General features: G+C 58.7%; 22 protein-coding genes and 1 pseudogene. 8 read left to right on the top strand and 15 right to left on the bottom strand.

The annotated features are described in order from the left end of the window. The 7 genes from Q1A75_RS05945 (at nt 1) to Q1A75_RS05975 (ending at nt 6,614) form a co-directional block, all read left to right on the top strand. Nucleotides 1-939: a 3-hydroxyacyl-CoA dehydrogenase NAD-binding domain-containing protein gene (locus Q1A75_RS05945; RefSeq protein WP_299550486.1), complete on the top strand. Its 939-nt coding sequence runs from the start codon at nt 1-3 to the stop codon at nt 937-939. Between the two features lie 149 nt (nt 940-1,088). Next, on the top strand, nt 1,089-2,360 hold the full coding sequence (locus Q1A75_RS05950) for an ABC transporter substrate-binding protein (protein ID WP_299550485.1): 1,272 nt from the start codon (nt 1,089-1,091) through the stop codon (nt 2,358-2,360). A gap of 8 nt (nt 2,361-2,368) precedes the next feature. Then, nucleotides 2,369-3,097 (top strand): ABC transporter ATP-binding protein, encoded by a 729-nt coding sequence (locus Q1A75_RS05955; protein ID WP_299550483.1) that lies wholly within the window; start codon nt 2,369-2,371, stop codon nt 3,095-3,097. Then, complete coding sequence (locus Q1A75_RS05960; protein ID WP_299550481.1) at nt 3,090-3,800, top strand: ABC transporter ATP-binding protein; 711 nt, start codon at nt 3,090-3,092, stop codon at nt 3,798-3,800. The genes Q1A75_RS05955 and Q1A75_RS05960 overlap by 8 nt, the downstream gene beginning before the upstream one ends. Continuing rightward, complete coding sequence (locus Q1A75_RS05965; RefSeq protein ID WP_299550479.1) at nt 3,797-4,663, top strand: branched-chain amino acid ABC transporter permease; 867 nt, start codon at nt 3,797-3,799, stop codon at nt 4,661-4,663. Before Q1A75_RS05960 ends, Q1A75_RS05965 begins: the two co-directional genes overlap by 4 nt. Further along, the gene (locus tag Q1A75_RS05970; protein ID WP_299550477.1) at nt 4,663-5,682 is read left to right on the top strand and encodes a branched-chain amino acid ABC transporter permease; all 1,020 of its coding nucleotides are present in this window, start codon (nt 4,663-4,665) and stop codon (nt 5,680-5,682) included. Before Q1A75_RS05965 ends, Q1A75_RS05970 begins: the two co-directional genes overlap by 1 nt. 2 nt (nt 5,683-5,684) lie before the next feature. Next, nucleotides 5,685-6,614, top strand: coding sequence for a 3-keto-5-aminohexanoate cleavage protein (locus Q1A75_RS05975; protein WP_299550475.1), 930 nt, complete (start codon nt 5,685-5,687; stop codon nt 6,612-6,614). On the opposite strand, the gene ccoS is transcribed toward Q1A75_RS05975, so the two are convergent. From ccoS to fnrL, 10 genes and pseudogenes are all read right to left on the bottom strand, one after another. Then, complete coding sequence (ccoS, locus tag Q1A75_RS05980; protein ID WP_299550473.1) at nt 6,611-6,760, bottom strand: cbb3-type cytochrome oxidase assembly protein CcoS; 150 nt, start codon at nt 6,758-6,760, stop codon at nt 6,611-6,613. The genes Q1A75_RS05975 and ccoS overlap by 4 nt on opposite strands. After that, nucleotides 6,757-8,889, bottom strand: coding sequence for a heavy metal translocating P-type ATPase (locus Q1A75_RS05985; protein WP_299550471.1), 2,133 nt, complete (start codon nt 8,887-8,889; stop codon nt 6,757-6,759). The genes ccoS and Q1A75_RS05985 overlap by 4 nt, the downstream gene beginning before the upstream one ends. After that, nucleotides 8,886-9,344 (bottom strand): FixH family protein, encoded by a 459-nt coding sequence (locus tag Q1A75_RS05990; RefSeq protein ID WP_299550469.1) that lies wholly within the window; start codon nt 9,342-9,344, stop codon nt 8,886-8,888. The genes Q1A75_RS05985 and Q1A75_RS05990 overlap by 4 nt, the downstream gene beginning before the upstream one ends. Nucleotides 9,345-9,347: 3 nt before the next feature. Then, entirely contained in the window at nt 9,348-10,781 is a 1,434-nt protein-coding gene (gene ccoG, locus Q1A75_RS05995) for a cytochrome c oxidase accessory protein CcoG (RefSeq protein ID WP_299550467.1), read from the bottom strand. 185 nt (nt 10,782-10,966) lie between these two features. Further along, the gene (gene ccoP, locus Q1A75_RS06000; protein ID WP_299550465.1) at nt 10,967-11,839 is read right to left on the bottom strand and encodes a cytochrome-c oxidase, cbb3-type subunit III; all 873 of its coding nucleotides are present in this window, start codon (nt 11,837-11,839) and stop codon (nt 10,967-10,969) included. Beyond that, a complete protein-coding gene (locus Q1A75_RS06005; RefSeq protein ID WP_299550463.1) occupies nt 11,832-12,032 on the bottom strand; it encodes a cbb3-type cytochrome c oxidase subunit 3 in 201 nt (66 codons plus the stop codon). Before Q1A75_RS06005 ends, ccoP begins: the two co-directional genes overlap by 8 nt. 9 nt (nt 12,033-12,041) lie before the next feature. After that, nucleotides 12,042-12,767, bottom strand: a complete 726-nt coding sequence (gene ccoO, locus Q1A75_RS06010) for a cytochrome-c oxidase, cbb3-type subunit II (RefSeq protein ID WP_299550461.1) — start codon at nt 12,765-12,767, stop codon at nt 12,042-12,044. Nucleotides 12,768-12,780: 13 nt separating this feature from the next. After that, nucleotides 12,781-14,405 (bottom strand): annotated as a pseudogene (gene ccoN, locus Q1A75_RS06015) (cytochrome-c oxidase, cbb3-type subunit I). Nucleotides 14,406-14,520: 115 nt separating this feature from the next. Next, complete coding sequence (locus Q1A75_RS06020; RefSeq protein WP_299550459.1) at nt 14,521-14,928, bottom strand: universal stress protein; 408 nt, start codon at nt 14,926-14,928, stop codon at nt 14,521-14,523. A gap of 84 nt (nt 14,929-15,012) precedes the next feature. After that, complete coding sequence (gene fnrL / locus Q1A75_RS06025; protein ID WP_299550457.1) at nt 15,013-15,753, bottom strand: transcriptional regulator FnrL; 741 nt, start codon at nt 15,751-15,753, stop codon at nt 15,013-15,015. 59 nt (nt 15,754-15,812) lie between these two features. On the opposite strand from fnrL, the gene hemN reads away from it, so the two are divergent. Next, the gene (gene hemN, locus Q1A75_RS06030; RefSeq protein WP_299550455.1) at nt 15,813-17,165 is read left to right on the top strand and encodes an oxygen-independent coproporphyrinogen III oxidase; all 1,353 of its coding nucleotides are present in this window, start codon (nt 15,813-15,815) and stop codon (nt 17,163-17,165) included. A gap of 3 nt (nt 17,166-17,168) precedes the next feature. Here hemN and iolG read toward each other — a convergent pair whose 3' ends face one another. Genes iolG through Q1A75_RS06055 form a run of 5 tightly spaced genes read right to left on the bottom strand, consistent with a single transcriptional unit; the run spans nt 17,169 to nt 21,684 of the window. After that, nucleotides 17,169-18,164: an inositol 2-dehydrogenase gene (iolG, locus tag Q1A75_RS06035; RefSeq protein ID WP_299550453.1), complete on the bottom strand. Its 996-nt coding sequence runs from the start codon at nt 18,162-18,164 to the stop codon at nt 17,169-17,171. Between the two features lie 3 nt (nt 18,165-18,167). Next, nucleotides 18,168-18,995: a class II fructose-bisphosphate aldolase gene (locus Q1A75_RS06040; protein WP_299550451.1), complete on the bottom strand. Its 828-nt coding sequence runs from the start codon at nt 18,993-18,995 to the stop codon at nt 18,168-18,170. Further along, on the bottom strand, nt 18,992-19,846 hold the full coding sequence (locus tag Q1A75_RS06045) for a 5-deoxy-glucuronate isomerase (protein WP_299550449.1): 855 nt from the start codon (nt 19,844-19,846) through the stop codon (nt 18,992-18,994). The genes Q1A75_RS06040 and Q1A75_RS06045 overlap by 4 nt, the downstream gene beginning before the upstream one ends. A gap of 15 nt (nt 19,847-19,861) precedes the next feature. Next, nucleotides 19,862-20,842 carry a 5-dehydro-2-deoxygluconokinase gene (gene iolC / locus Q1A75_RS06050; protein ID WP_299550447.1) on the bottom strand — a complete coding sequence of 327 codons (981 nt, stop codon included), beginning with the start codon at nt 20,840-20,842 and terminating at the stop codon, nt 19,862-19,864. Continuing rightward, complete coding sequence (locus Q1A75_RS06055) at nt 20,839-21,684, bottom strand: phytanoyl-CoA dioxygenase family protein (protein WP_299550445.1); 846 nt, start codon at nt 21,682-21,684, stop codon at nt 20,839-20,841. The genes iolC and Q1A75_RS06055 overlap by 4 nt, the downstream gene beginning before the upstream one ends. Nucleotide 21,685 lies beyond the last annotated feature (1 nt).

A 21,685-nucleotide genomic window follows, 5' to 3' on the forward strand; every position in this document is an offset into this window, starting at 1 on the left:
ATGGACAAGAACCAGCAAATCGCAGTAATTGGGGGAGGGCTGATGGGCCATGGTATTGCCCTGACCTTTGCCCGTGCTGGTCATTACGTGGCAGTGTCCGATCCGGTCCCCGAGGTATTGCAAAGCTTGCCTCACCGGGTGTCCGACAGCCTGCGCCTCCTGGACGCCTCCGAACAAGATATTGCACACACGTTGAAACGGATCGAGCTGTGCGACGGGATCAAGGCGGCCGTGAGCGATGCGGATGTCGTCTTCGAAGCCGCACCAGAAAAGCTGGAGTTGAAACGGTCGATCTTTGCAGACGTTGAAACACACGCCCCAGACCACGCCATTCTCGCCTCGAACACGTCTGTCATCCAGATCACCAAGATCATGGGAGGGCTCACGCTGCGCCAACGCGCGCTCGGAACCCATTGGTGGAACCCTCCCCACATGATCCCGCTGGTCGAGGTGATAAAAACGGAATGGACTGCTCCGGACACTGCCAACAAGATGGTTGATCTACTGGCCGACGCAGGCAAAACCCCTGCCCTTGTGGAAAAAGACGTTCCCGGCTTTATCGGCAACCGCCTTCAACACGCGCTGTGGCGTGAAGCAATCAGTCTGGTCGAAAATGGTATCTGTTCGGCCAAGGCCGTGGATGACGTGGTGAAGGCCAGCTTTGGCCGCCGTCTGGCTGTTCTTGGGCCGATGGAAAACGCCGATCTCGTCGGGTTAGCTCTAACCCGAGACATACACAGTCAAGTTCTGTTCGACCTCGATGCTCGTCCGGCTCCGTCCCCGCTGCTGCAATCGCTGCTGGATGACGGGCGAACGGGCATGGCAGCGGGCCACGGCCTTCGTGAATGGGCCGAGGGCGATCTTGAACGAACAAAAGCGCGCATCGCACATCATCTGGGCGCGCTTGAAGGGATACTGGAGAACGAGGCCAAAACATAACACGATGTTATAAGTAGCCATTCAAATCGGATCAGGATCATCTTTTGCATGTGATAGGTCTGAAGAACAAGACCGCGCCAAGCCATTTCAAAAATGGCCCGCGTGACCGGATCGGCCAAGAACCGAACCACATCTTTGGGAGGAGAAACATGAAAACCGATATCACACGCCGCCGTATACTGGCAGGGCTGGGCGCAACCGTCGCCGCCCCCGCGATCCTGCGCGCCACACGCGCTTATGCCGCCAATCCCACGATCAAGGTGGGTTTCGTCACCCCGTCGACCGGCCCCCTCGCGGGCTTTGCCGAAGCTGATGACTACATCCTAGAAGGCCTGCGCGCTCATTTCGCGGGCGGCATCACCAACAATGGCAAGACTTACAATATCGAGATCATCAAGAAAGATAGCCAATCAAACCCCAACCGTGCTGCCGAAGTGGCCGCTGAGCTGATCCTGTCGGACGAAGTTGACATTATCACGGCCGCCGCCACGCCCGATACCACGAACCCCGTCGCCGATCAGGCGGAAATCAACGAAGTACCCTGCATCACCACCGACGCACCGTGGCAGCCTTATTTTTTTGGCCGTGGCGGCAACCCGGCCGAAGGCTTCCAATACACCTATCACTTCTTTTGGGGGCTCGAGGATATCATTGCAAACTTTACCAGCCTCTGGGAAGGAAGCGGGGTCGCCAAGAAGGTTGGCGGACTTTTCCCGAACGACGCGGATGGCAACGCTTGGGGTGACGCCGATCTTGGTTTGCCCAAGCCGCTGGCGGCTCAAGGATTTGAGCTGATCGATCCGGGCCGGTTCCAACCGTTGACCGACGATTTTTCGAACTACATCTCGGCCTTCAAAGATGCGGGCTGCGAGATCATTACGGGCGTCATGATCCCACCGGATTTTGGCACTTTCTGGTCACAAGCCGCACAACAGGGTTTCAACCCCAAGGTCGCAACCATCGGAAAGGCCTTGCTCTTCCCGTCCGCCATTGAAGCGCTTGGCGACCGCGGTGCGGGCCTGACAACCGAGATATGGTGGTCCCCGAACCACCCATTCAAGTCCTCGCTGACAGGCACATCTGCAGGTGACCTTGCCAACGGCTTCACTGCTGCCACCGGTCGCCCGTGGACCCAACCGATCGGGTTCAAGCATGCGCTCTTCGAAGTGGTGGCGGACGTCATTTCCCGATCCGACGATCTGGACGATTTCGAGGCAAACGCCACGGCAATCCAGAGCACCAACATCTCGACCATCGTAGGCGATGTGAACTGGGCCAATGGTCCAGTACCCAACGTGTCCAAGACACCGCTTGTGTCCGGACAGTGGCAAAAGGACGGAGATGGCGTCGAACTGGTCATCACGAACAACAGCCATGCGCCGCAGATCCCGGTGGGTGGCGACCTGCAACTGTTGAGTTAGGGCGCAGCGTGTCTGCCCTTTTGTCCGTCGATGGGCTAAGCAAGTCATTCGGGGCCGTCACGGTTGCGGATGACACCGCGTTCGAGATAGCCCAAGGCGATGCCGTAGGCATTCTCGGGCCCAATGGCGCGGGCAAGACATCGCTTTTTAATTTGATCACTGGCGCGCTCAGCCCCGACGCGGGCCGGATCACGTTCCAGGGGTCGGACATAACGACCGCTTCGGCCGCAAAGCGGTGCAAGATAGGCATCGCGCGGTCGTTCCAGGTGCCACAACCTTTTGGCGGCATGACGGTTTATGAAAATGCGCTTGTAGGCGCAATGCAGGGCGCGGGCCTTTCAGGCCACGCCGCCAAAGATCACGCGCTTCAGGTACTGACTGACACTGGCCTGTTGGCCAAGGCGAACCAGCGCGCCGGTTCACTGACGCTGCTTGACCGCAAGCGGCTTGAGATGGCGCGGGCACTATCGGCTCGCCCCAGGCTCCTCCTTCTTGACGAAATCGCGGGGGGGCTGACCGAAGCCGAATGCACAGACCTGATCGACACGATCAAGGCAGTGCATGCGCACGGTACGACGATCATCTGGATCGAACATGTCGTGCATGCGCTACTGGCCGTAGTGGACCGACTGATCGTGATCGACTTCGGCAAGAAGATCGCCGAAGGCGCCCCGAAAGAGATCATGGATAGTGCAGAAGTGAAGGAAATCTATTTGGGAGTGGACCCAGATGTCTGACCCGATCCTGTCGCTCACGAAACTCGACGCGCACTATGGCGACTTCCAGGCGCTTTATGGCATCGACATGGACATCCATACAGGTGAAGTGGTGGCGATCATTGGCGCCAATGGCGCGGGCAAAAGCACACTTATGCGCTCCATCTCTGGCCTAATACGCAACACGCCCGACCAAGTGCATCTTAATGGTGAAGCAATCGGCACCCTGCGCGCGGATCAGGTCGCCTATCGCGGCGTCGCCTTGGTGCCAGAGGGACGACAGCTGTTCCCGTCACTGTCGGTCGAAGAGAACCTATTGCTCGGTGGCAAAGTCGGGCGTCCCGGTCCATGGTCGCTGGATGCCGTATACGACCTCTTCCCCGTACTGAAAGAACGGCGTAGCCAAGCCTCGACTTCCTTGTCGGGCGGGCAACAACAAATGGTTGCCATCGGCAGGGCCTTAATGGCGAACCCCGAAGTGATCCTGTTTGACGAGATCAGCCTTGGCCTCGCTCCTGTCATCATAAAGACGATCTACGACGCTTTGCCGGGGATCATTGGCGGCGGCATGACCGCGCTCGTTGTGGAACAGGATATCAGCAAAGCGCTCGAAGTCTCATCCCGCGTGTTCTGCCTACAAGAGGGGCGCGTGTCACTCAGCGGCAAGACAGACCATGTCACGCGCGACCAAATCACAGTCGCCTATTTCGGAGTTGCCGCATGATCGAATGGACAGGTGTGATTTTGCAGGGCGTCCTGCTGGGTGGCCTATATGCACTGTTCGCCGCGGGGTTGTCGCTGATCTTTGGCGTGATGCGGTTGGTAAACATCGCCCATGGCGATCTGATCATCCTCGCCGCCTATCTTGGCTTGAGCACCACCATGATGTTCGGCGTGCACCCATTTGCAGCTGCTCTGCTGGTGCTGCCGGTGATGGCCGGGATCGGGTATGTCCTGCAACGCGGTATCCTGAACCAGACGCTGGGTCCGGATATCCTACCGCCGCTCCTGGTGACGTTCGGTTTATCAGTGATCATCCAAAACGCATTGCTCGAAGGATACTCCGCCGACCCACAGAAACTGTCAGCAGGAGCGATCGAGACGGCCAGCGTGTCAGTGGGCAGCTTGACCGTCGGCCTCCTGCCGCTCTTGACCTTTGGTGTTGCCGTCGCGGTGATCGCGAGTTTGCAATGGATGTTCTACAGCACAGCGCTTGGGCGCGGCTTCCGCGCCGTATCGGACAATCAGGACATCGCGCAGTTGATGGGACTGAACAAAGCGCATGTCTTTGGTCTTGCAATGGCACTGGCGCTTGCTGTCACGGGCATCGCAGGCATCCTTCTCGGTATCCGCACCAGTTTTGACCCGTCTATCGGCGGGGGGCGCCTAATCTTCGGTTTCGAAGCTGTCATCATCGGTGGGCTTGGGAACCTGTGGGGCACGCTCGCCGGTGGCGTGATCTTGGGAGTGGCTCAAACCATAGGGGCCAAGATAGATCCCGGCTGGCAAGTGCTGGCCGGCCACATTGCCTTTCTCGTCGTCCTTGCTGTACGCCCCAACGGCCTTTTCCCAAGGGTGCAGCACTGATGAGCACGCCCACCGTATACCGCGCCACCCGCGCCAGCCGCATCGCCATGATCGTCGCAGCGTTTGCCCTAATTGTGCTAGCTGCAGCACCTTGGTGGGCGGGCCGCGCCGACCTGCGCCTGATGGGCGAGATCTTCCTCTACCTCTCCCTCGCATGTTTGTGGAACCTGATGGCGGGCTACGCGGGCCTCGTGTCCGTCGGCCAACAGGCCTTCGTCGGCTTCGGCGGCTACATGCTCTTTGCCCTCACCATCTTCGGCGGCCTACATCCGATCACGGCGATCCTCCTCGCCGGGTTGCTGGCGGCTGTACTTTCCGTCCCCATCGCCTCGCTCATCTTCAGGCTCAAGGGCGCATACTTCGCAATCGGCACATGGGTGATGGCCGAAGTGTTCCGCCTAACCTTTGCACAGATTTCAGCGCTCGGCGGCGGCTCGGGAACTTCATTACCTGTGGGCATCGTAAGGTCACTCGCGTCCTCACGCTCGGGTCGCGAAGCACTCAGCTACTGGTTGGCCCTTGGCTCTGCAGTCCTAGTCATCGCGGCAGTGTACTTGTTCTTGCGCTCCCGCCGCGGCCTTGCACTCACCGCCATCCGCGACAGCGAAGTGGCGGCAAGCGGCCTTGGCATCGACATCTGGCGCACCAAGCTTGAGGTCTATGTCGTCACCTCTGCCTTCACCGCGATCATCGGCGGCCTGATCTTCCTGCAAAAACTCCGCATCTCGCCCGACGCCGCCTTTTCGGTCAACGACTGGACCGCCTTCGTCATCTTTATTGTCGTGATCGGCGGCATCGGCACATTGGAAGGGCCAATCATTGGCACGCTCCTCTTCTTCCTCCTGCGCGAAACACTGGCAGATTTCGGCACGATCTATTTGATGGTGCTGGGCGCGGTGGCCATCGTGGTCATGCTGAAGGCGCCAAAGGGAGTCTGGGGCCTGATCCGCGACCGTTACGACCTTGAGCTGTTCCCGCTCAGCTACCGCATCAAATTGAACGATCCAAAGGATATCTGATCATGGCCAAGCAAAAGACAATCATTACCTGCGCGGTCACAGGGGCCATCCACACACCAACGATGTCCGACCACCTGCCCGTCACACACAACGACATTGCCGAACAGGCGATTGCCGCTGCAGAAGCAGGCGCATCTATCCTTCACCTGCACACACGTGACCCCAAAGATGGACGCCCATCGGTGGATCCAGATCACTACACGGGCATCCTGAGCCGCGTAAAGCAATCAACCGACGCCGTGCTCAACATCACAACGGGTGGTGCGCCCACCATGCTGATCGAGGACCGGATCAAGGCTGCCGTCCACTACAGCCCCGAGATGTGCTCCCTCAACATGGGGTCAATGAACTTCGCCTTTCACCCGCTGGTCGACCGCTATGACACGTGGAAACACGACTGGGAAAAGGAGTATATCGCAGGGTCCGAAGCGAATATCTTCCGCAACACGTTTGCCGACATCACGCAGGCGGCCAAGGCCTTGGCCCCACATGACATAAAGTTCGAGCATGAATGCTACGATGTCGGCCACCTCTATAACCTGAAGTTCTGCATGGACATCGGCCTGTTCAAGGCACCCGTGTTCCTGCAATTCGTGTTCGGCGTTCTGGGCGGGATCGGGGCCGAAGTCGACAACCTGATCTTCATGAAACGCACGGCCGACCGCCTCTTTGGCGATGACTATCGCTGGTCCGTTCTTGGCGCAGGCGGCGCACAGATGCCACTTGCCACGACCGCCAGCCAGATGGGTGGCAATGTGCGCGTCGGGTTGGAAGACAGCCTGTTCATCACACGCGGAAAGCTTGCCGAGTCAAATGCCCAGCAAGTCACCAAAATCCGCCGCATTGTCGAAGACTTGGGCTGCGAGGTTGCCAGCCCTGATGAGGCGCGCGAAATTCTTGATCTCAAAGGCGGCGACCGCGTCGCCTTCTAGGTCGGCTCGTCATCCTCAAGTAGGATGCGCCGGGCGTCACCTTCCGGGTCCGAATACTGATCGCTCTTCATCGTCCAGACAAAGGCAACCAGCGCGCCCAATCCAAGGATGAGCGAACAGGGGACGAGGATCACAAGAACGTTCATGTCTGTGCCTTCGTGCGCAGGGCGTTCAGGGTAACGGTAATCGAACTGGTAGACATCGCGAGTGCGGCCATCAAAGGTGTGGCAAAGCCAGCCAAGCATAACGGAATGGCCACAGCATTGTAACAAGCAGCCAGTCCGAAATTCTCAAGAATGCGCCGCCTTGCGCTGCGCGCAATGCCAATTGCTGCGGGGATTCCAGACAGGTGTTGACCCAAAAGCACCACATCGGCCGCGTTCTGGCTTGCTTCAAGCGCGGTGCCCGGCGCAATGGACGCCCAAGCGCGGGTCAGGGCCAAAGTGTCGTTCAGACCGTCACCGACCATGACGACCTTGTGCCCCTCGACCTGCAGACGTTCGATCAGGTCCTGTTTGGCCTCTGGGTCCACCTCGGCGTGTACATTGTCAACGCCCAACTCGTTGGCCGCACGTGCTGCGTTGCGCGCGCTGTCACCGGTCAAAATATGGACGTCAAACCCCATATCACTCAGGCGCGCGACGGTGTTGACGGCATCAGCAAAAAGCTGTTCGCGTCGCTCAAGCGCATAGACGGTATCGCGGATTTGCAAGACAGTGCCTTGGCCTGCCCCTACCCACGTAGCATTGCCAAAACGCACAGATGCGCCATTCCAAGAGGCGGAAACACAGTTACCACGATGCTCCGCTATACCTTCAAGATCAGCAGGTCTGACATCATTCAACAACAATAGAACCGAACGGCTGAGCGGGTGCGCAGATGCTTGCGCCAATGCCTTGAGAACGGCGCGTGCCTCGTCCGGCATGTCCTTGTGTGGGACAAGCGCGGCAGCTGACAGAGTACCGGTCTTGTCGAAAACGACCGTGTCTACTTCGGCCAGACGCTCCAATGCCGTTTTAGATTTGACCAGCAACCCCATGCGGAAAAGTCGCCCGGTCGCTACGGTGGAAACTGCTGGCAGTGCAAGGCCCAAGGCGCAGGGACAGGTGATGATCAGCGTCGCAATCGCGATTGTCAGGGCGTGGTACATGTCACCCGTAGCGATCAACCATCCGACAAAGGCGGCAATGGCCAGACCATGCACCAACGGCGCGTACACGCCAGCAGCACGGTCCGCCAAACTGGTGTACTTGCTGCGCGCACCTTCGGCATGCGCTGCGATTTGGATCAACCTGCGCAGGGTCGAGCCCTTGGCCGCCACAGTTGTACGCATCGTGACGGGACCGGTCAAAACAACCTCTCCGGCAGTGAGCGAAGCACCCTGCTCGACGGCGATCTCATCACTTTCCCCAGTCAGGGCGCTGCGATCAACCTGTGCCGATCCGCTGTCCAGCACGCCATCCACAGGCACCCGCGCCCCAGCAGCCAGCCACAGCGTATCACCTTCAGCCACATCATCGACAGGGACACTCACGCGCGTTTCGCCTTCGATGCGCGTTACCCGCAACGGCTCAAGCGCCGCCAAATCAGCAGCAGCCGAACGTGCGGCCTGACGCATACGCTTTTCCAGAACACGACCCGCAAGCAGAAAGAACGTCAGGGACAGGGCGGCATCGAAATACGCATGCTCTCCGCCTTGCGACGTTTCATAAAGCGAAAGACCGCAGGCCAGAACGATGGCCAGCGCGATGGGCACGTCCATATTCAACCGCATACCGCGTAATGCAGACCAAGCCGAACGAAAGAACGGCTGTGCACAGTAGATCGCGGCGGGCAATGAAATCGTGGCAGCGATCCAGTGGAAGAAATCGCGTGTGGCATCTGTCGCACCGGACCAGACGGCCACTGACAGCAGCATGACATTCATCATTGCGAAGCCTGCGATGCCAAGGCGCAAAGTCAGGCCGTCATCCTGACTGGGGGCGCCAGCGTCACGCGCCTCATGTGCCTCGAACCCGACGCCGGTCAGCGCAGCGATCCACGGCGCAGGATCAATACCCGGTTCCGCCGTGATCGCCACACGCTTGCGGCTCAGGTTGACCCGCGCCGCTGTGATATCCGGGCGGGAGTTGAGCAGCCCTTCAACCGACCGGATACAGGCAATACAATGGATGCCTGGCAGGATCAGCTCATGAGTGGGTAGTCCCGCATCACGTCCCGCTGTCTCGGCAACGTCACCGGCCGCAACGCAACCCGGGCGGGATGCAATACTCATTGCCACACTCGAAGGACAATGCGCTGCCGGAAGTCTGTCCCATCATGAGCAACCGCGGCCAGACGCAGGTTCCAGTTTCCCGGCGCTAGTGTCGGGATATCCGCCACGAACTGAACGCCATCGTGCCGGAAATCTGGTGTGAGATCCTCGCCCACATGCGTCGCGCGGCCCAAGGTCGCCGATGTGATCGTCGGCACCACCGGCCCAATTGCATCGTCAATGTGCAGTGCCAGCACACCGTCCGCCACATCTGCATAGACCTTCCAGCCCAATGCTTCTTGCGCGGCGCGATCGCCATCAAACGCTTGGCTGACGACATAGGAATTCTTGGTCTCCAGCCCCGGAAAAGTGTGTACCGCCTGAAAGGCAAGTGTCAGGTTCACACTGATGATGATGGCAAAGGCTGATCCAAAGATAGCCAATACGTGCCAGCCGGTGAGTTCCTTGACCTGCATCTCTTAACCCTTTCCGTTGAAAATTGTGGTGACACCAGCCCGATCGTCAGTTTCGACGTCTTCGACCCACAGGCGCAAATCCGTGATCTCTCTGTCTGCAGCCGCATCTTGCGGGCGGGCGATGACATAGACGCGGGCCTGCATTGTTTCGTTCGCGGGGACGGTAACATGGTTGGGACTCTGACCGTCGGTCTCGACATCAATGCGAAGGATGTCTTCGGACGTCAGCATAACGCGGAATGTTCGATCCTCGGCAGTCAGGTTGCGGATGCGGAGGGTATAGGTGTTGCGCACCGCTCCATCCGACAGTGTTACGAACTGCGGATTGCGCACTGGCTCGATCGTTAGGTCGATATCCGAGCGGATGAACAGTGCATAGACCAACGCCACACCGATCAGCGACCACATCGCTGTATAAAGGATCGTACGGGGGCGCAGCACGTGCCGCCAGATCGGGCGCGGCTTGGCACCTTTGGTCTCGGCCTTTTCATCCGACAGGGCCAGATAGTCGATCAGCCCACGTGGCTTTCCGATACGCTCCATCACCTCATCGCAAGCGTCGATACACAGGGCACAGGTGATGCACTCCATCTGCTGTCCGTCACGGATATCGATGCCCGCCGGACAAACGTTCACACACGCCATGCAATCTACGCAGTCACCAAGCTGATCGGCACCTTTAGCCTTGCGGTGCTTGCCCCGTGGCTCGCCCCGCCAGTGGCGATAGGCAACCGTCAGCGTGTCATTGTCCATCATCGCGGCCTGGATCCGCGGCCATGGGCACATGTAATTGCAGACCTGTTCGCGCATGAAGCCACCAAAGACAAAGGTGGTCGCTGTCAAGATCAGGATGGTGGAGTAGGCCACGAGCGGTGCACCGAAGGACAGCAAATCGCGGGCCAAAGTCGGAGCATCGGCAAAATAGAAAACCCACGCCCCGCCGGTCGCCATCGCAATCAGGAACCATACCGCCCACTTGGTCAAGCGCAGGCGCACTTTGTTCAGCGACCAATCTGCGTTCCATAGACGGACGCGGGCGTTGCGATCGCCTTCAATCCAGCGTTCAACAAGAATGAAAAGGTCAGTCCAAACAGTTTGCGGACAGGTGTAGCCACACCAAACGCGACCCAAGGCAGAGGTGAACAGGAACAAGCCGAGCCCCGCCATAATCAACAGCCCCGCCACAAAATAGAACTCGTGTGGCCAGATCTCGATCCATAGGAAGTAGAAACGCCGCCCCGCCAGATCAACAAGAACCGCCTGATCCGGCAGGTTCGGGCCGCGGTCCCAACGAATCCATGGGGTCAGGTAGTAGATCGCAAGCGTGACACCCATGATCCACCATTTGAGCGTGCGAAACTTACCCCTCACCCGCCGGGGAAAGATCGGTTCACGCGGCACGTAAAGAGGCGGCGGAGAAGCCGGAGACTGTGTCATTGTCAAATGTCCTGTTCGTATGTTCAAACTGCAGGGCCTGCACGGCCAGCACCTTGATCTGGATCAAGCACCAAGGGGAAATCCCGGTCCCAGCTTGGTACGAACAGGACAGAGACCGGGAGCGCCGCGTATCCCTCCTGGATGGGCCCGAGCCCGATACGCAGCATGGAGCGATACGGCGAGAGTTACTCGCCGCCGCCCAACTGGTGCAGATACAAGGTGACTGCCTTGATCTCTTCTTCGTCCAAACGCTGACCCCAAGCTGGCATCACGCCGAAGCGTGAATAGGTCACCGTCTCGATCAGGGTTTCGCGATCCCCGCCATAAAGCCAAATCGCATCGTTCAGAGTAGGCGCGCCTAGTTCCCGGATGCCTTCGCCGTTGTCGCCGTGACAAGCGGTGCACTGCTCTTGGAACCAAACCATGCCCTGTTCAGCCATGGCCGCATCATGGTCCTGGCCCGATAAGGACAGGACGTACTCAACGGTTTGGTCGATCTCCTCGTCTGACATGATGTCGCCGAACGCAGGCATCTCAGACCACCGCGCATCTGGGTCGGTCTCGTTCCGAATACCGTGCCTCACGGTATACTCGATGTCTTCCAGCGTGCCGCCCCACAGCCAGGCATCATCCAGCAGGTTGGGATAGCCGGCCGCCTGAACGCCTGCGGCACCGGACCCATGGCATTGCGAGCAATGGGCAAGAAAGACCGAAGCGCCGCCTGCAACGCCAAACCGGTGCGCCGGATCGTCAGGCGCAAGTGTCGCCAAATCCGCAGACGCCAGACGTTCCGTCAATTCCGCGTTCTGCGCATTCACTTCTGCAATCCGTTCAGCAACTTCGGCGCGGGTGGAGTATCCCAATACACCCGTCGTGGCCGAATTGATCAGCGGCCACGCAGGATAGGCAATCGTGTATGCCAACCCCCAGACAACCGTGCCGTAAAAGGTCCACAACCACCACCGCGGCAGCGGGTTGTTCAGTTCCTTGATGCCGTCCCATTCGTGACCTGTGGTATCGGTCCCGGTGACATCATCAATGTCTTGTTTGTCAGCCATCTTGGTCGGCCTCCGGTTCTTGCGCTGCCAGATGCGCATCAGTGTCGTTTCTCAGTGGAATACCGGCCGCCTCTTCATTGGCCGCACGCGCCGAGGGACGGAAGGCCCAAAGGCAGGCGGTGATGTAGAAGATCACCATCGCCAGAAGCACCCAGCTATCAGCCAACTCTCGCAGGAAGGAATACGTGTCCATCAAAACCTCCTATCGGCTCGGATCGGGCGTAAAGGTCGAGAAATCGACCAAGGTGCCCAGCATCTGCAGGTAAGCAATCAGCGCATCCATCTCGGTCAGTTCAGGCTGGCCGTCAAAGTTGGATACGACCGCGCCGGGGTAGCGCTCGACCAAACCATCCCAATCGCCGTCGGGATCGGCCTGAACCCGAAAATCGTCGGCAGCGGCTGCGACCATCTCATCGGTATAGGGCACGCCCACAAAGCGGTGGGTCTTAACCAGATCCTCGATATGCTCGCCGTCTATCACCGCATCCGCGAGGAAGGCGTATTTCGGCATGATCGATTCAGGCACAACCGATTGCGGGTCCATCAGGTGATCGACGTGCCAGGCATCCGAATACCTGCCGCCGACACGGGCCAAATCGGGTCCGGTCCGCTTCGATCCCCATTGATGTGGATGATCGTACATCGATTCAGCCGCCAGGGAGTAGTGCCCGTAGCGTTCAACCTCGTCCCGCATGGGGCGGATCATCTGGCTGTGGCAGACGTAGCACCCCTCGCGCACGTAGATGTCGCGCCCCGCCAGTTCGAGCGGACTGTAGGGCCGCACGCCTTCCACCTCCTCAATCGTGTTTTCGAGGTAGAAGAGCGGCGTGATCTCCACGATGCCGCCGACCGAGACAGTGAGCAGCGAAAAGACGAACAAAAGCGTCGGGCTGCGTTCCAGAACCTGGTGTCGCTTGAGAAAAGCCATGTTTCGGTCTCCCTTATGCGGCTTGTGCAGGTTGAGCGGCAGCAATAGGCACCGCAGGCGGGGCCACCCGGACAGGTTGCCCACCCCGAATGGTCATCCACATGTTCCAGACCATGATGCAGGCACCGGTCAGGTACAGAACCCCACCCAATCCGCGCACCACATACATCGGGAACTTCGCGCTCACAGTGTCGGCGAACGAGTTCACCAGGAACCCTTGGGCATCAACTTCGCGCCACATCAGGCCCTCCATGATGCCGGTCACCCACATGGATGCCGCGTAAAGCACGATACCAATAGTCGCGAGCCAGAAGTGCCAGTCGATAGCAGCCATGGAATACATCTGCTTGCCGCCCCACAGGCGCGGCGTCAGGAAGTAGAGCGCGCCAAAGGTGATCATGCCATTCCAGCCCAGCGCGCCGGAATGCACGTGCCCGATGGTCCAGTCGGTATAGTGGCTGAGCGAGTTGACCGCCTTGATGGACATCATCGGTCCTTCGAAGGTGGACATGCCGTAGAAGGCCAGCGAAATCACCATCATCCGAATGATCGGATCAGTCCGCAGCTTGTCCCATGCGCCTTGTAGCGTCATCAGGCCGTTGATCATGCCCCCCAGCTCGGCATCCACAGGATGATTGAGAACACCATGCCAAGGGTCGACGCCCAGTCAGGCAAAGCGGTGTAGTGCAAGTGGTGCGGACCCGCCCAGATATACAGGAAGATCAGCGCCCAGAAGTGGATGATCGACAGCTTGTAGCTATAGACAGGACGGCCCGCCTGCTTGGGCACGAAGTAGTACATCATGCCCAGGAACCCGGCAGTCAGGAAGAAGCCCACTGCGTTGTGGCCATACCACCACTGCGTCATGGCATCCTGTACGCCCGAGAACACCTGCACGGACTTGGAGCCCAGCAGCGAGACCGGAATGCTCAGGTTGTTGACGATGTGCAGCATCGCCACGGTGATGATGAAGGCCAAGAGGAACCAGTTGGCGACGTAAATATGTTTCTCTTGCCGCTTGAAGATCGTGCCCATGTAGACAGCGAGGAAAGCGACCCAGACCAATGTCAGCCAGATGTCCACATACCATTCAGGTTCGGCATATTCCTTGGATTGCGTCGCCCCCAGCAGGTACCCGGTGGCCGCCATCACGATGAAAAGCTGATAACCCCAGAATACGAACCAGGCGAGGTTGCCGCCCCAAAGCCGCGCGCCGCAGGTGCGTTGAACAATGTAGAAAGACGACATGATCAGGGCGTTGCCGCCAAAAGCAAAAATCACTGCAGAAGTATGCAGTGGGCGCAAACGTCCGAAATTGGTAAAAGGTTGACCCCAATCAAAATTCAGCCCCGGAAAAGCAAGCTGGAAGGCGATGAAAACCCCCGCCAGAAATCCGACGACACCCCAGAAGCCAGTGGCGATTACACCCGCTCGGACAACATTATCCATGTAACCGGTGTCATCAACGACAGCGCGCGTTTCGCCGACATGGCGTAGTTACCAAATAAACATGCCTGCAGCGATCAACATGATCAGCGCGGCATGCAGTTTATAGGCCAGATCGTGGCCCCAATCCGCTGCAATTGCAGCGACCAGAGCAACCAGACCCAGCAAGATCAATTTAACATAGTCCCACATGGTTCGTCCTTCGCGGTTGCGTGCTGTCCCCGCGGGGACAACAGACCTGTTCGTATGTTGGCTGATTAGATGCGCCCGCGTCGGGCCGCGTTGATCTGGATCAAGAGAGGCCGATTTACCGAATTACATGCACCGCACACTTCGCGTGACGCGTGACCCACGCTGCTGTCGACCCCAGCAGGATATCGGACAAAGCAGGCTGGTGGGACGCAATGACGATCAGATCGACACCGTTTTGTTCGGCGTAGTCGGTGATACTGCGGCCGGTTGCGCCTTCGATCACGGCGCTTTGTCCGTTTGGCAACTCACTGGCCATCATCTTCAACCGCGTTGCAATCCGCTCCCGATTGCCCGCCACCGTATCCGCCGGCACGTATTCAGCGGCGTACATGGGCAACTGTTCCATCACGTGCAGCAACGTTATGCGCGCAGCTTCAGATGCAAGATGCTTGGCGACGGCCACAGCCTGCGGGTGATCGCGCCCCTCGCCGAACAAAACGGGGATCAGGATGTTGGAATACATATGCAAGCCCTCCTTTGGCCTTTCGGTCAGAAGGGATAGCAATGGCCACGCGTGACCGCGTTGATTTGGATCAAGCCAAGGTTGTCAGATCAACGGTCCGCCATCAGAATCGTCACCGCTTTCCAGCAGCAGAGTCTCAAGATCAGGGATGCGCACGTTCCGGTTGCCATCAAGCGCGATAACACCATCTTTGCGTAAGCCGGTAAACTGGCGGCTGACAGTCTCAATGGTGAGACCCAGAAAATTTGCCATCGCCTCGCGGCTTATCGGCAATTCGATACGCGATGTATCGCCCAAAACCTGTCCATCCGGATGCACGGTGCGCTTTGCAATCAGCATCAGGAAACTGGCAATTTTCTCGCGTGCAGTCTTGCGGCCCAGCAAGAGCATCCAATCGCGCGCTGCATCCAATTCATCCAGCGCCATTTCAAGCAGTCGCTCCTGAACATGCGGAATGCGGGTTAGAAGTGCCTCAAACGGTTTGCGCTGAAAGCAACACAATGTCACATCGGTGACCGCCGTGACATCGTATTGCAGCGTGTCCCGCCCGGGCCGCCCTATAAAGTCCGACGGCAGCAGAAGCCCTACCAGCTGCGTACGCCCATCCTCGATCGCGCGCTCCAATGTGGCAGTGCCAGCGACAACCGACGCCACCACGTCCAGTGCGTCTCCGCGCATGGCGATGGTCTGGCCCGCGGCGTATGTCTTGTAAAACTTGATCTGGTTGAGCTGTTCCAGTTCGTCATCATCACAACGTGCGCAAACAGCCCGATGACGGATGGGGCAGCTGGCGCAATTTTCCACGACAGGAAGCACCTTGTTCATCAAACCCTCCGTTGATCTGTGTCAATGCGCAGCAATGACAGACCACTCATTTTGAGAGCATGAAACACGTTTCTGACCTCCGCCGTCATGGGCTTTTTAATGCCAAGGTGCCACGCTTTACCAGCTACCCGCCTGCCAATTGGTTCAGCGATGCTGTTGGTGAGGAATGCGTGCGCGCCTGGCAATCCACTGCACCTGAGGATGCAGAGATTTCGCTCTATGTCCACATTCCGTTTTGCCGCAGACTGTGCTGGTTTTGCGCCTGTCGGACCCAAGGAACACGGAGTGATGCCCCGCTGGCGCCATATATTGAGCGGATTTTAGCCGAAGCCCGATCCACTCGCGGTGCCTTTGGCGGCGCAGTACGCCCACGACGGCTACATCTGGGTGGTGGAACACCGACAATCCTGTCTTCTACACTTCTCGATCGATTGTTGAGCGGCCTGAACGACATTTGGGGGCTCGGTAAACTTGAAGAGTTTTCAGTTGAAGTGGACCCAACGGATGTAGGGCCAAAGCGGCTAGCTATGTTGAAAGAACACGGGCTGTCCCGGGCCAGCCTGGGCATTCAGGACTTCGATCCGAAGGTGCAAAAAGCAATTGGCCGCGAACAATCGCGCGACCTGACCGCCGACGTCGTGAAACAGCTGCACGATCTTGGCGTAGACGCCCTTAACTTCGATCTGCTGTATGGCTTGCCTTTTCAGACGGAGAAGACGCTTGCAACCACGCTGGATGCTGCACTGGAAATGCACCCAAGACGTATCGCACTCTTTGGTTATGCTCACGTGCCGTGGATGTCCAAGCGTCAGTCATTGATCCCAAGCGATGCCCTACCGAAAGCCGAACAGAGATTGGTGTTGTTCAACCTCGCGCGCCGGACGCTTCTGGGACAAGGATACGTGCAGATTGGCATCGACCACTTTGCACGTACCGACGATACGCTGGCCCGTGCTTTCTTCGACAAGTGCCTGACCCGCTCGTTCCAAGGGTACACAGATGACAAAGCACCTTACCTGATCGGGTTGGGCGCTTCGGCTATTTCCACATATCCGCAAGGATTTGCGCAGAACATCCCGGTAACCGGCAAGTACGCGGCACAGGTGGAGGCGGGGCAATCCGCTTTGTGGCGCGGCTATGAACTGACCGGCATGGATCACTTGAAGGCTGACGTGGTTGAGCAGCTGATGTGCTATCACACCGCAACCCTATCCAACGCGCAATTGACGGATCAAACTGTCCTGACCGCCATTCTGCACATCGTGGAACGGTTTGGCGACGCCGTGACGTGGGATGGCAAGACGCTCAGCATTGCGCGGTGGGCACATCCACTGGTGCGGATGATCGCAGGCACTATGACGACCGACCAGAACGAGCAGTCCGACAATCGGACCTACAGCGCAGCAATCTGACCGTTAGTCGAACACCAAGACCTGCGGCCCACCCGCTTCGTACGAAGCCTGAGCTGCGTCCGCCATCACCTGTGCCTTGTAGCCGTCAATGCCGCTTGGATTCGGTGTTGTACCCGATATCAGCACATCGACGAAGTGCTGCATTTCCGCAGTATACGCAGCCGCATATCGTTCAAGAAAGAACGGTTCAGTCGGGGCCCGGGTAAAGCCTTGGGCATCCGACACTTCAACAGTCGAGGTCAGGACATTGTCAGCCCGCAGCATCCCCTTTTCCCCATGCACTTCGATCCGCTGATCATAGCCATAGGTCGCGCGGCGCGAGTTCGATATCTGGCAAAGCTTGCCGGAGGCCGTCCGCAGCGACGCCATCGCCGTATCCACATCACCGGCCTCCCCAATCTCTGGATCCACAAGGCAGGAGCCGTGCGCAAAAATTTCAACCGGGTCTTCGCCCAGCAGGAACCGCGCCATGTCGAGGTCATGAATCATCATGTCGCGGAACAGACCTCCGGACGTCTTGATGTAGCCGATGGGCGGCGGAGATGGATCGCGCGACAGGATCGTCACCATCTCCACCCTGCCGACACGCCCGTCGTCGATCCGGCCCTTGAGCGTGCGGAAATTTGGATCAAACCGGCGGTTGAAGGCGATAAAGAACGGCACGTCATGCTGATCCACCACCGCGAGACAATCGCGGATGCGCGCAGCACTCAGGTCGATGGGTTTTTCGCAAAAAATCGCTTTGCCCGACCGCGCAGCTCCGTGGATCAGGTCGTAATGTGTGGTTGTCGGTGTACCGATAACAACTGCATCAATGTCAGACGCCGCGAGGATATCCTCGACGTCCATCACCTTGGCCCCGGTCCGGGCTGCCAGCATTTGTGCCGCCTCCGGCATGGCATCTGCAACGGCGGCAACTTGGGCGCCCTCGATCCCGACCAGGCTGCGGGCATGCACCTGCCCAATTCTGCCGCACCCCAGAAGTGCAATGTTGATCATGGGCTAGCCTTTCATTGTTCGAAGGACTGTACGGGTGGCCGCGACCACAGGATCGTGCGTGTCCCGAAGTATCTGGACGCGATCGAAGCGATCCGGATCGCAATTGACCGCATTGCGCAGAGCATGACCAAAGGCCTGCCGCAGCTCGGTTCCGATGTTGAACTTGCAGATGTTCGTGCCCGCCGCCAGCGACCGCCGTTGCGCTGCCGGAACGCCGGACCCGCCATGGATCACGAGCGGAACATCGGTCAATGCTTGAATAGCGGCAATGCGGTCACCGTCCAATCCACCCGACTGATCCGTCTGCAAATGCACGTTGCCAACAGAAATCGCCATGGCGTCAACACCTGTCTCTGCAGCGAACCGCGCTGCCTCTACAGGGTCGGTTCCTGCGGACGCCTCGCCATTATCGTAGCCCACAAAACCTATCTCGCCCTCGCAAGAGATGCCCGCCTTGTGCGCCATCTCGGCAATGGCCGCTGTCTCGGCAATGTTTTCGTCCAGCGGCTTGCGCGACCCGTCAAACATCAGGGATGTGAAGCCGCTGTCCAAAGCCTCCTTGCATTCATCGAAGGTGTAACCGTGATCCAGATGCGCCACGATCGGCACACTTGCCTCATCGGCCAGATGACGGAACATCTTTCCCAGTATGCGCAGCGGGGTATGCGCCCGGCAGGATGGCCCTGCTTGCAGGATCACGGGACAGCCTTCGGCCTCGGCCGCCGCAACGTAGGCACGCATGTCTTCCCAACCCAGCGTCACCAGACCGGCAACGGCATATCCTTGGGCCTTGGCCGGGCCCAGCACCTCTGCCAGCGTCGCCAGGGTCATTTGAACTTCGCGATCATGTCCTTGATGCCCGGGATCGTTTCGATTTGATAGGCGTGGGTGGGCTGAAAATACTGCACGAGGCTGCGCTGGCTAAGACCGCCGAGGATCGTGAAATAGTACATCTCGTATCCCGGCAGAACCGCGCAGGGGTGGTATCCGTTGTCGAGACAGATCGTGGACCCATCGACGATGTGGTAAGCGTCACCCGCCTTCCCATCGGCGCGCTGCAACATCTGCACGCCAGAGCCGTGGTCGGGACGGAAGCGGAAATTGTAGGTTTCGTCGTGGCGGGTCTCTATGATTTCGCCGCCCTCGGAGCGGTCAGTGTCATGCTTATGGCTGGGAAAACCCGACCAACCGCCCTGCCCGACCGTGAACAGTTCCGAGACCAGCAAACGCCCCACCTTACCGTGGTACTTGGTGCCCAGGATGTGCTTGATCTTGCGGTGCGTCTTGGTGTCGTCAGATCCATATTGCACGAGATCCAATTCGTCCGACCGCACGGCAAAGGCGTCGAGCACCTTGTCGTATTTGGCACCGGCCACAAAAACTTCCGCCTCATCCGAGGTGCAAACCATCTCGGCCTTGGCGGCCGTCGGCACATAGACGCCCTCCGGCTCCCCGTCCCAGACGTCCATGCCCCGCCCGCCGATTCCACCGGCCTTGAGCCCTTCGACATTCACATCGACGGTGCCGGTTGCGGGCACGATGCAGGTCTCATAGCCAGGCACGGCATATTCGAACGCATCACCCTTTTTCAGCTTCACGATGTTGAAGTAGTTGAGCGGGACGGTCGCGTCATCGGCATCCACGATCGGTTTGTTCTGGTTGTCGTAAGGCGCGATATGCATCGGCGTGCCTCCTTTTTACGTTTGTGTCGGACCGGGATGACTGGTCAGGAAATCATCCAGCAGATCGGGTGTTGGCATGGCTGGTGCACAGCCTGGTTGTGAGACGGTGATCGAGGCGCAGGCCGAACCGCGCAGGATGGCGGCTTTCAGGTCCCGCGCATCGGCAATGGACGTCATCAAGCCCGCCATGAAAGCATCCCCTGCCCCGTTGGGTTTGACCGCGGTGACAGGGTAGATTCCGGTGCTGATCTCTTGCCCGTCCGCGTAAGTCACAGCACCCTTCTCGCCCATCTTGTATATGACGATCTCGGCTGTTGTTTCAGACAACATTTTGGCCTTTGCCTGCCCCATCTCCATGCCACCGGCCATAAAGCCGAACTCTTCGTCATTGCCAACGATCATGTCTGACGCCTCTGCCGCACGGCTCAGAATCTCGGCGGCGACCTGCGGCGACGGCCAGGAATAGGGGCGGTAATCCACGTCAAAGATGATCGGCAGTCCAGCCGCCTTGGCCAACTCGAACGCCCGGAACGTAGCAGCGCGTGAGGGTTCCGCAGCGAAGACCGTGCCTGCCGTGATGAGTGCGCCATACTTGGAATAATCAACGGCCTCGACATCATCGACCGTCATCTGAAAGTCGGCAGCACCATTGCGATAAATGACGTTCCGGTGCCCTTCCAAAACACTTTCGTAGAAGGCCAGCGAGTTGCGGTATTCTCCGCCCACCCGGTTCACATGAGTGGTGTCTACGCCATAGTGCTGCAAACGGTTTGTGCAGTAACTGCCCACTGAGTCATCGGACACGGACGTGACAAGCGCTGCCTTTCCGCCCAACTTGCAAATCCCGGCACCAATGTTCGCGGCTGATCCCCCTAGGTCCACGGTCAGTCGTTCAGCATCCTCAGCCCGAACGCCCACGTCCGTAAAGAAATCGATTCCGGCACGGCCCACGATGACAAAATTATTGGCTCTTATGCCGTTCAGAAGCGCGCTCACTTGATACCCTCCGCATTTACCGCATCGGCATCATCAAGGGTTTCCGGGTACTTGTAGTTGAAGCCCAAGAGTTGCCGCATCTCGGGGCTTGCCGCATCCAGGAACGTTTTGGGCAATGCCCCCGGCATGTCTTCGAGCGGTTTGACGAATTTCGGGATGTAATTGATCAGGATCGCGTTGCGGTCGTGGTCGGCGTTGTTGGGCATAGCGCAATGCCACGCCGCACCAAAGAAAATCACGGTGTCGCCAGGCACTCCGGTCATGCGCGCGCAGTTGGCGTAGAAGTGATCGTGATCCTTTGCCGTGGGATAACGCATGTCCTTCTGCGTGCCAGGCAAGTACGCTGTCGCCCCGCTTTCTTCAGTGAAGGGATCCAGCGCAATGGTGACTTGCGCATTCATCGGAAAGCTGGCGTTCAGGCCCATGGGGTGCGTGGCCGGTTGGTGAAAATCCCAGTATGGAAAGTCGATATGCGGCTCTTGGCCCGGTCCGCCCGGCAGGATGCGGTTGGCGGCGATAGAACCCATGATGAATTCGGACCCCAGCCAGCGGCTCAAGGTCGCCATGATGACCGGGTGCGTGGCCATCTTCGAGAACACAGCGCCCTTGGCCAACAGGTTCCAGACCCGGCGTTGCAGGTTGGCTTTACCCTCTTCCATCGCGGTGCCCTGGAAATGGGTGACCTTGTTTTCATCGCCGTCGGAGTGGGCCATGATGATCGCCCGCGCATCGGCAATCTGTTCTGGGGTAAACAACCCGGTGATGCGCACTGCACCGGGTCCGTTCAACATCTCGTCGCAAATCTTGATCGGGTCCGCAGAGTCAGCGGTGAAGGTCTGCATA

The sequence above is a fragment of the uncultured Tateyamaria sp. genome (genome assembly GCF_947504105.1).
Taxonomy (GTDB): domain Bacteria; phylum Pseudomonadota; class Alphaproteobacteria; order Rhodobacterales; family Rhodobacteraceae; genus Tateyamaria.

Bases quoted from the DNA above. Each gene is read 5' to 3' on its own strand.
- Q1A75_RS05960 (WP_299550481.1), top strand. From the start codon at position 3,090: ATGTCTGACCCGATCCTGTCGCTCACGAAACTCGACGCGCACTATGGC.
- fnrL (WP_299550457.1), bottom strand. From the start codon at position 15,753: ATGAACAAGGTGCTTCCTGTCGTGGAAAATTGCGCCAGCTGCCCCATC.
- ccoP (WP_299550465.1), bottom strand. From the start codon at position 11,839: ATGGCTGACAAACAAGACATTGATGATGTCACCGGGACCGATACCACA.
- Q1A75_RS05990 (WP_299550469.1), bottom strand. From the start codon at position 9,344: ATGCAGGTCAAGGAACTCACCGGCTGGCACGTATTGGCTATCTTTGGA.
- Q1A75_RS06005 (WP_299550463.1), bottom strand. From the start codon at position 12,032: ATGGACACGTATTCCTTCCTGCGAGAGTTGGCTGATAGCTGGGTGCTT.
- Q1A75_RS05950 (WP_299550485.1), top strand. From the start codon at position 1,089: ATGAAAACCGATATCACACGCCGCCGTATACTGGCAGGGCTGGGCGCA.
- Q1A75_RS06040 (WP_299550451.1), bottom strand. From the start codon at position 18,995: ATGACCCTGGCGACGCTGGCAGAGGTGCTGGGCCCGGCCAAGGCCCAA.
- Q1A75_RS06055 (WP_299550445.1), bottom strand. From the start codon at position 21,684: ATGCAGACCTTCACCGCTGACTCTGCGGACCCGATCAAGATTTGCGAC.
- ccoO (WP_299550461.1), bottom strand. From the start codon at position 12,767: ATGGCTTTTCTCAAGCGACACCAGGTTCTGGAACGCAGCCCGACGCTT.
- ccoS (WP_299550473.1), bottom strand. From the start codon at position 6,760: ATGAACGTTCTTGTGATCCTCGTCCCCTGTTCGCTCATCCTTGGATTG.
- Q1A75_RS06045 (WP_299550449.1), bottom strand. From the start codon at position 19,846: ATGCATATCGCGCCTTACGACAACCAGAACAAACCGATCGTGGATGCC.
- hemN (WP_299550455.1), top strand. From the start codon at position 15,813: ATGAAACACGTTTCTGACCTCCGCCGTCATGGGCTTTTTAATGCCAAG.
- iolG (WP_299550453.1), bottom strand. From the start codon at position 18,164: ATGATCAACATTGCACTTCTGGGGTGCGGCAGAATTGGGCAGGTGCAT.
- Q1A75_RS05965 (WP_299550479.1), top strand. From the start codon at position 3,797: ATGATCGAATGGACAGGTGTGATTTTGCAGGGCGTCCTGCTGGGTGGC.
- ccoG (WP_299550467.1), bottom strand. From the start codon at position 10,781: ATGACACAGTCTCCGGCTTCTCCGCCGCCTCTTTACGTGCCGCGTGAA.
- Q1A75_RS05985 (WP_299550471.1), bottom strand. From the start codon at position 8,889: ATGAGTATTGCATCCCGCCCGGGTTGCGTTGCGGCCGGTGACGTTGCC.
- Q1A75_RS05975 (WP_299550475.1), top strand. From the start codon at position 5,685: ATGGCCAAGCAAAAGACAATCATTACCTGCGCGGTCACAGGGGCCATC.
- Q1A75_RS05970 (WP_299550477.1), top strand. From the start codon at position 4,663: ATGAGCACGCCCACCGTATACCGCGCCACCCGCGCCAGCCGCATCGCC.
- Q1A75_RS05945 (WP_299550486.1), top strand. From the start codon at position 1: ATGGACAAGAACCAGCAAATCGCAGTAATTGGGGGAGGGCTGATGGGC.
- Q1A75_RS06020 (WP_299550459.1), bottom strand. From the start codon at position 14,928: ATGTATTCCAACATCCTGATCCCCGTTTTGTTCGGCGAGGGGCGCGAT.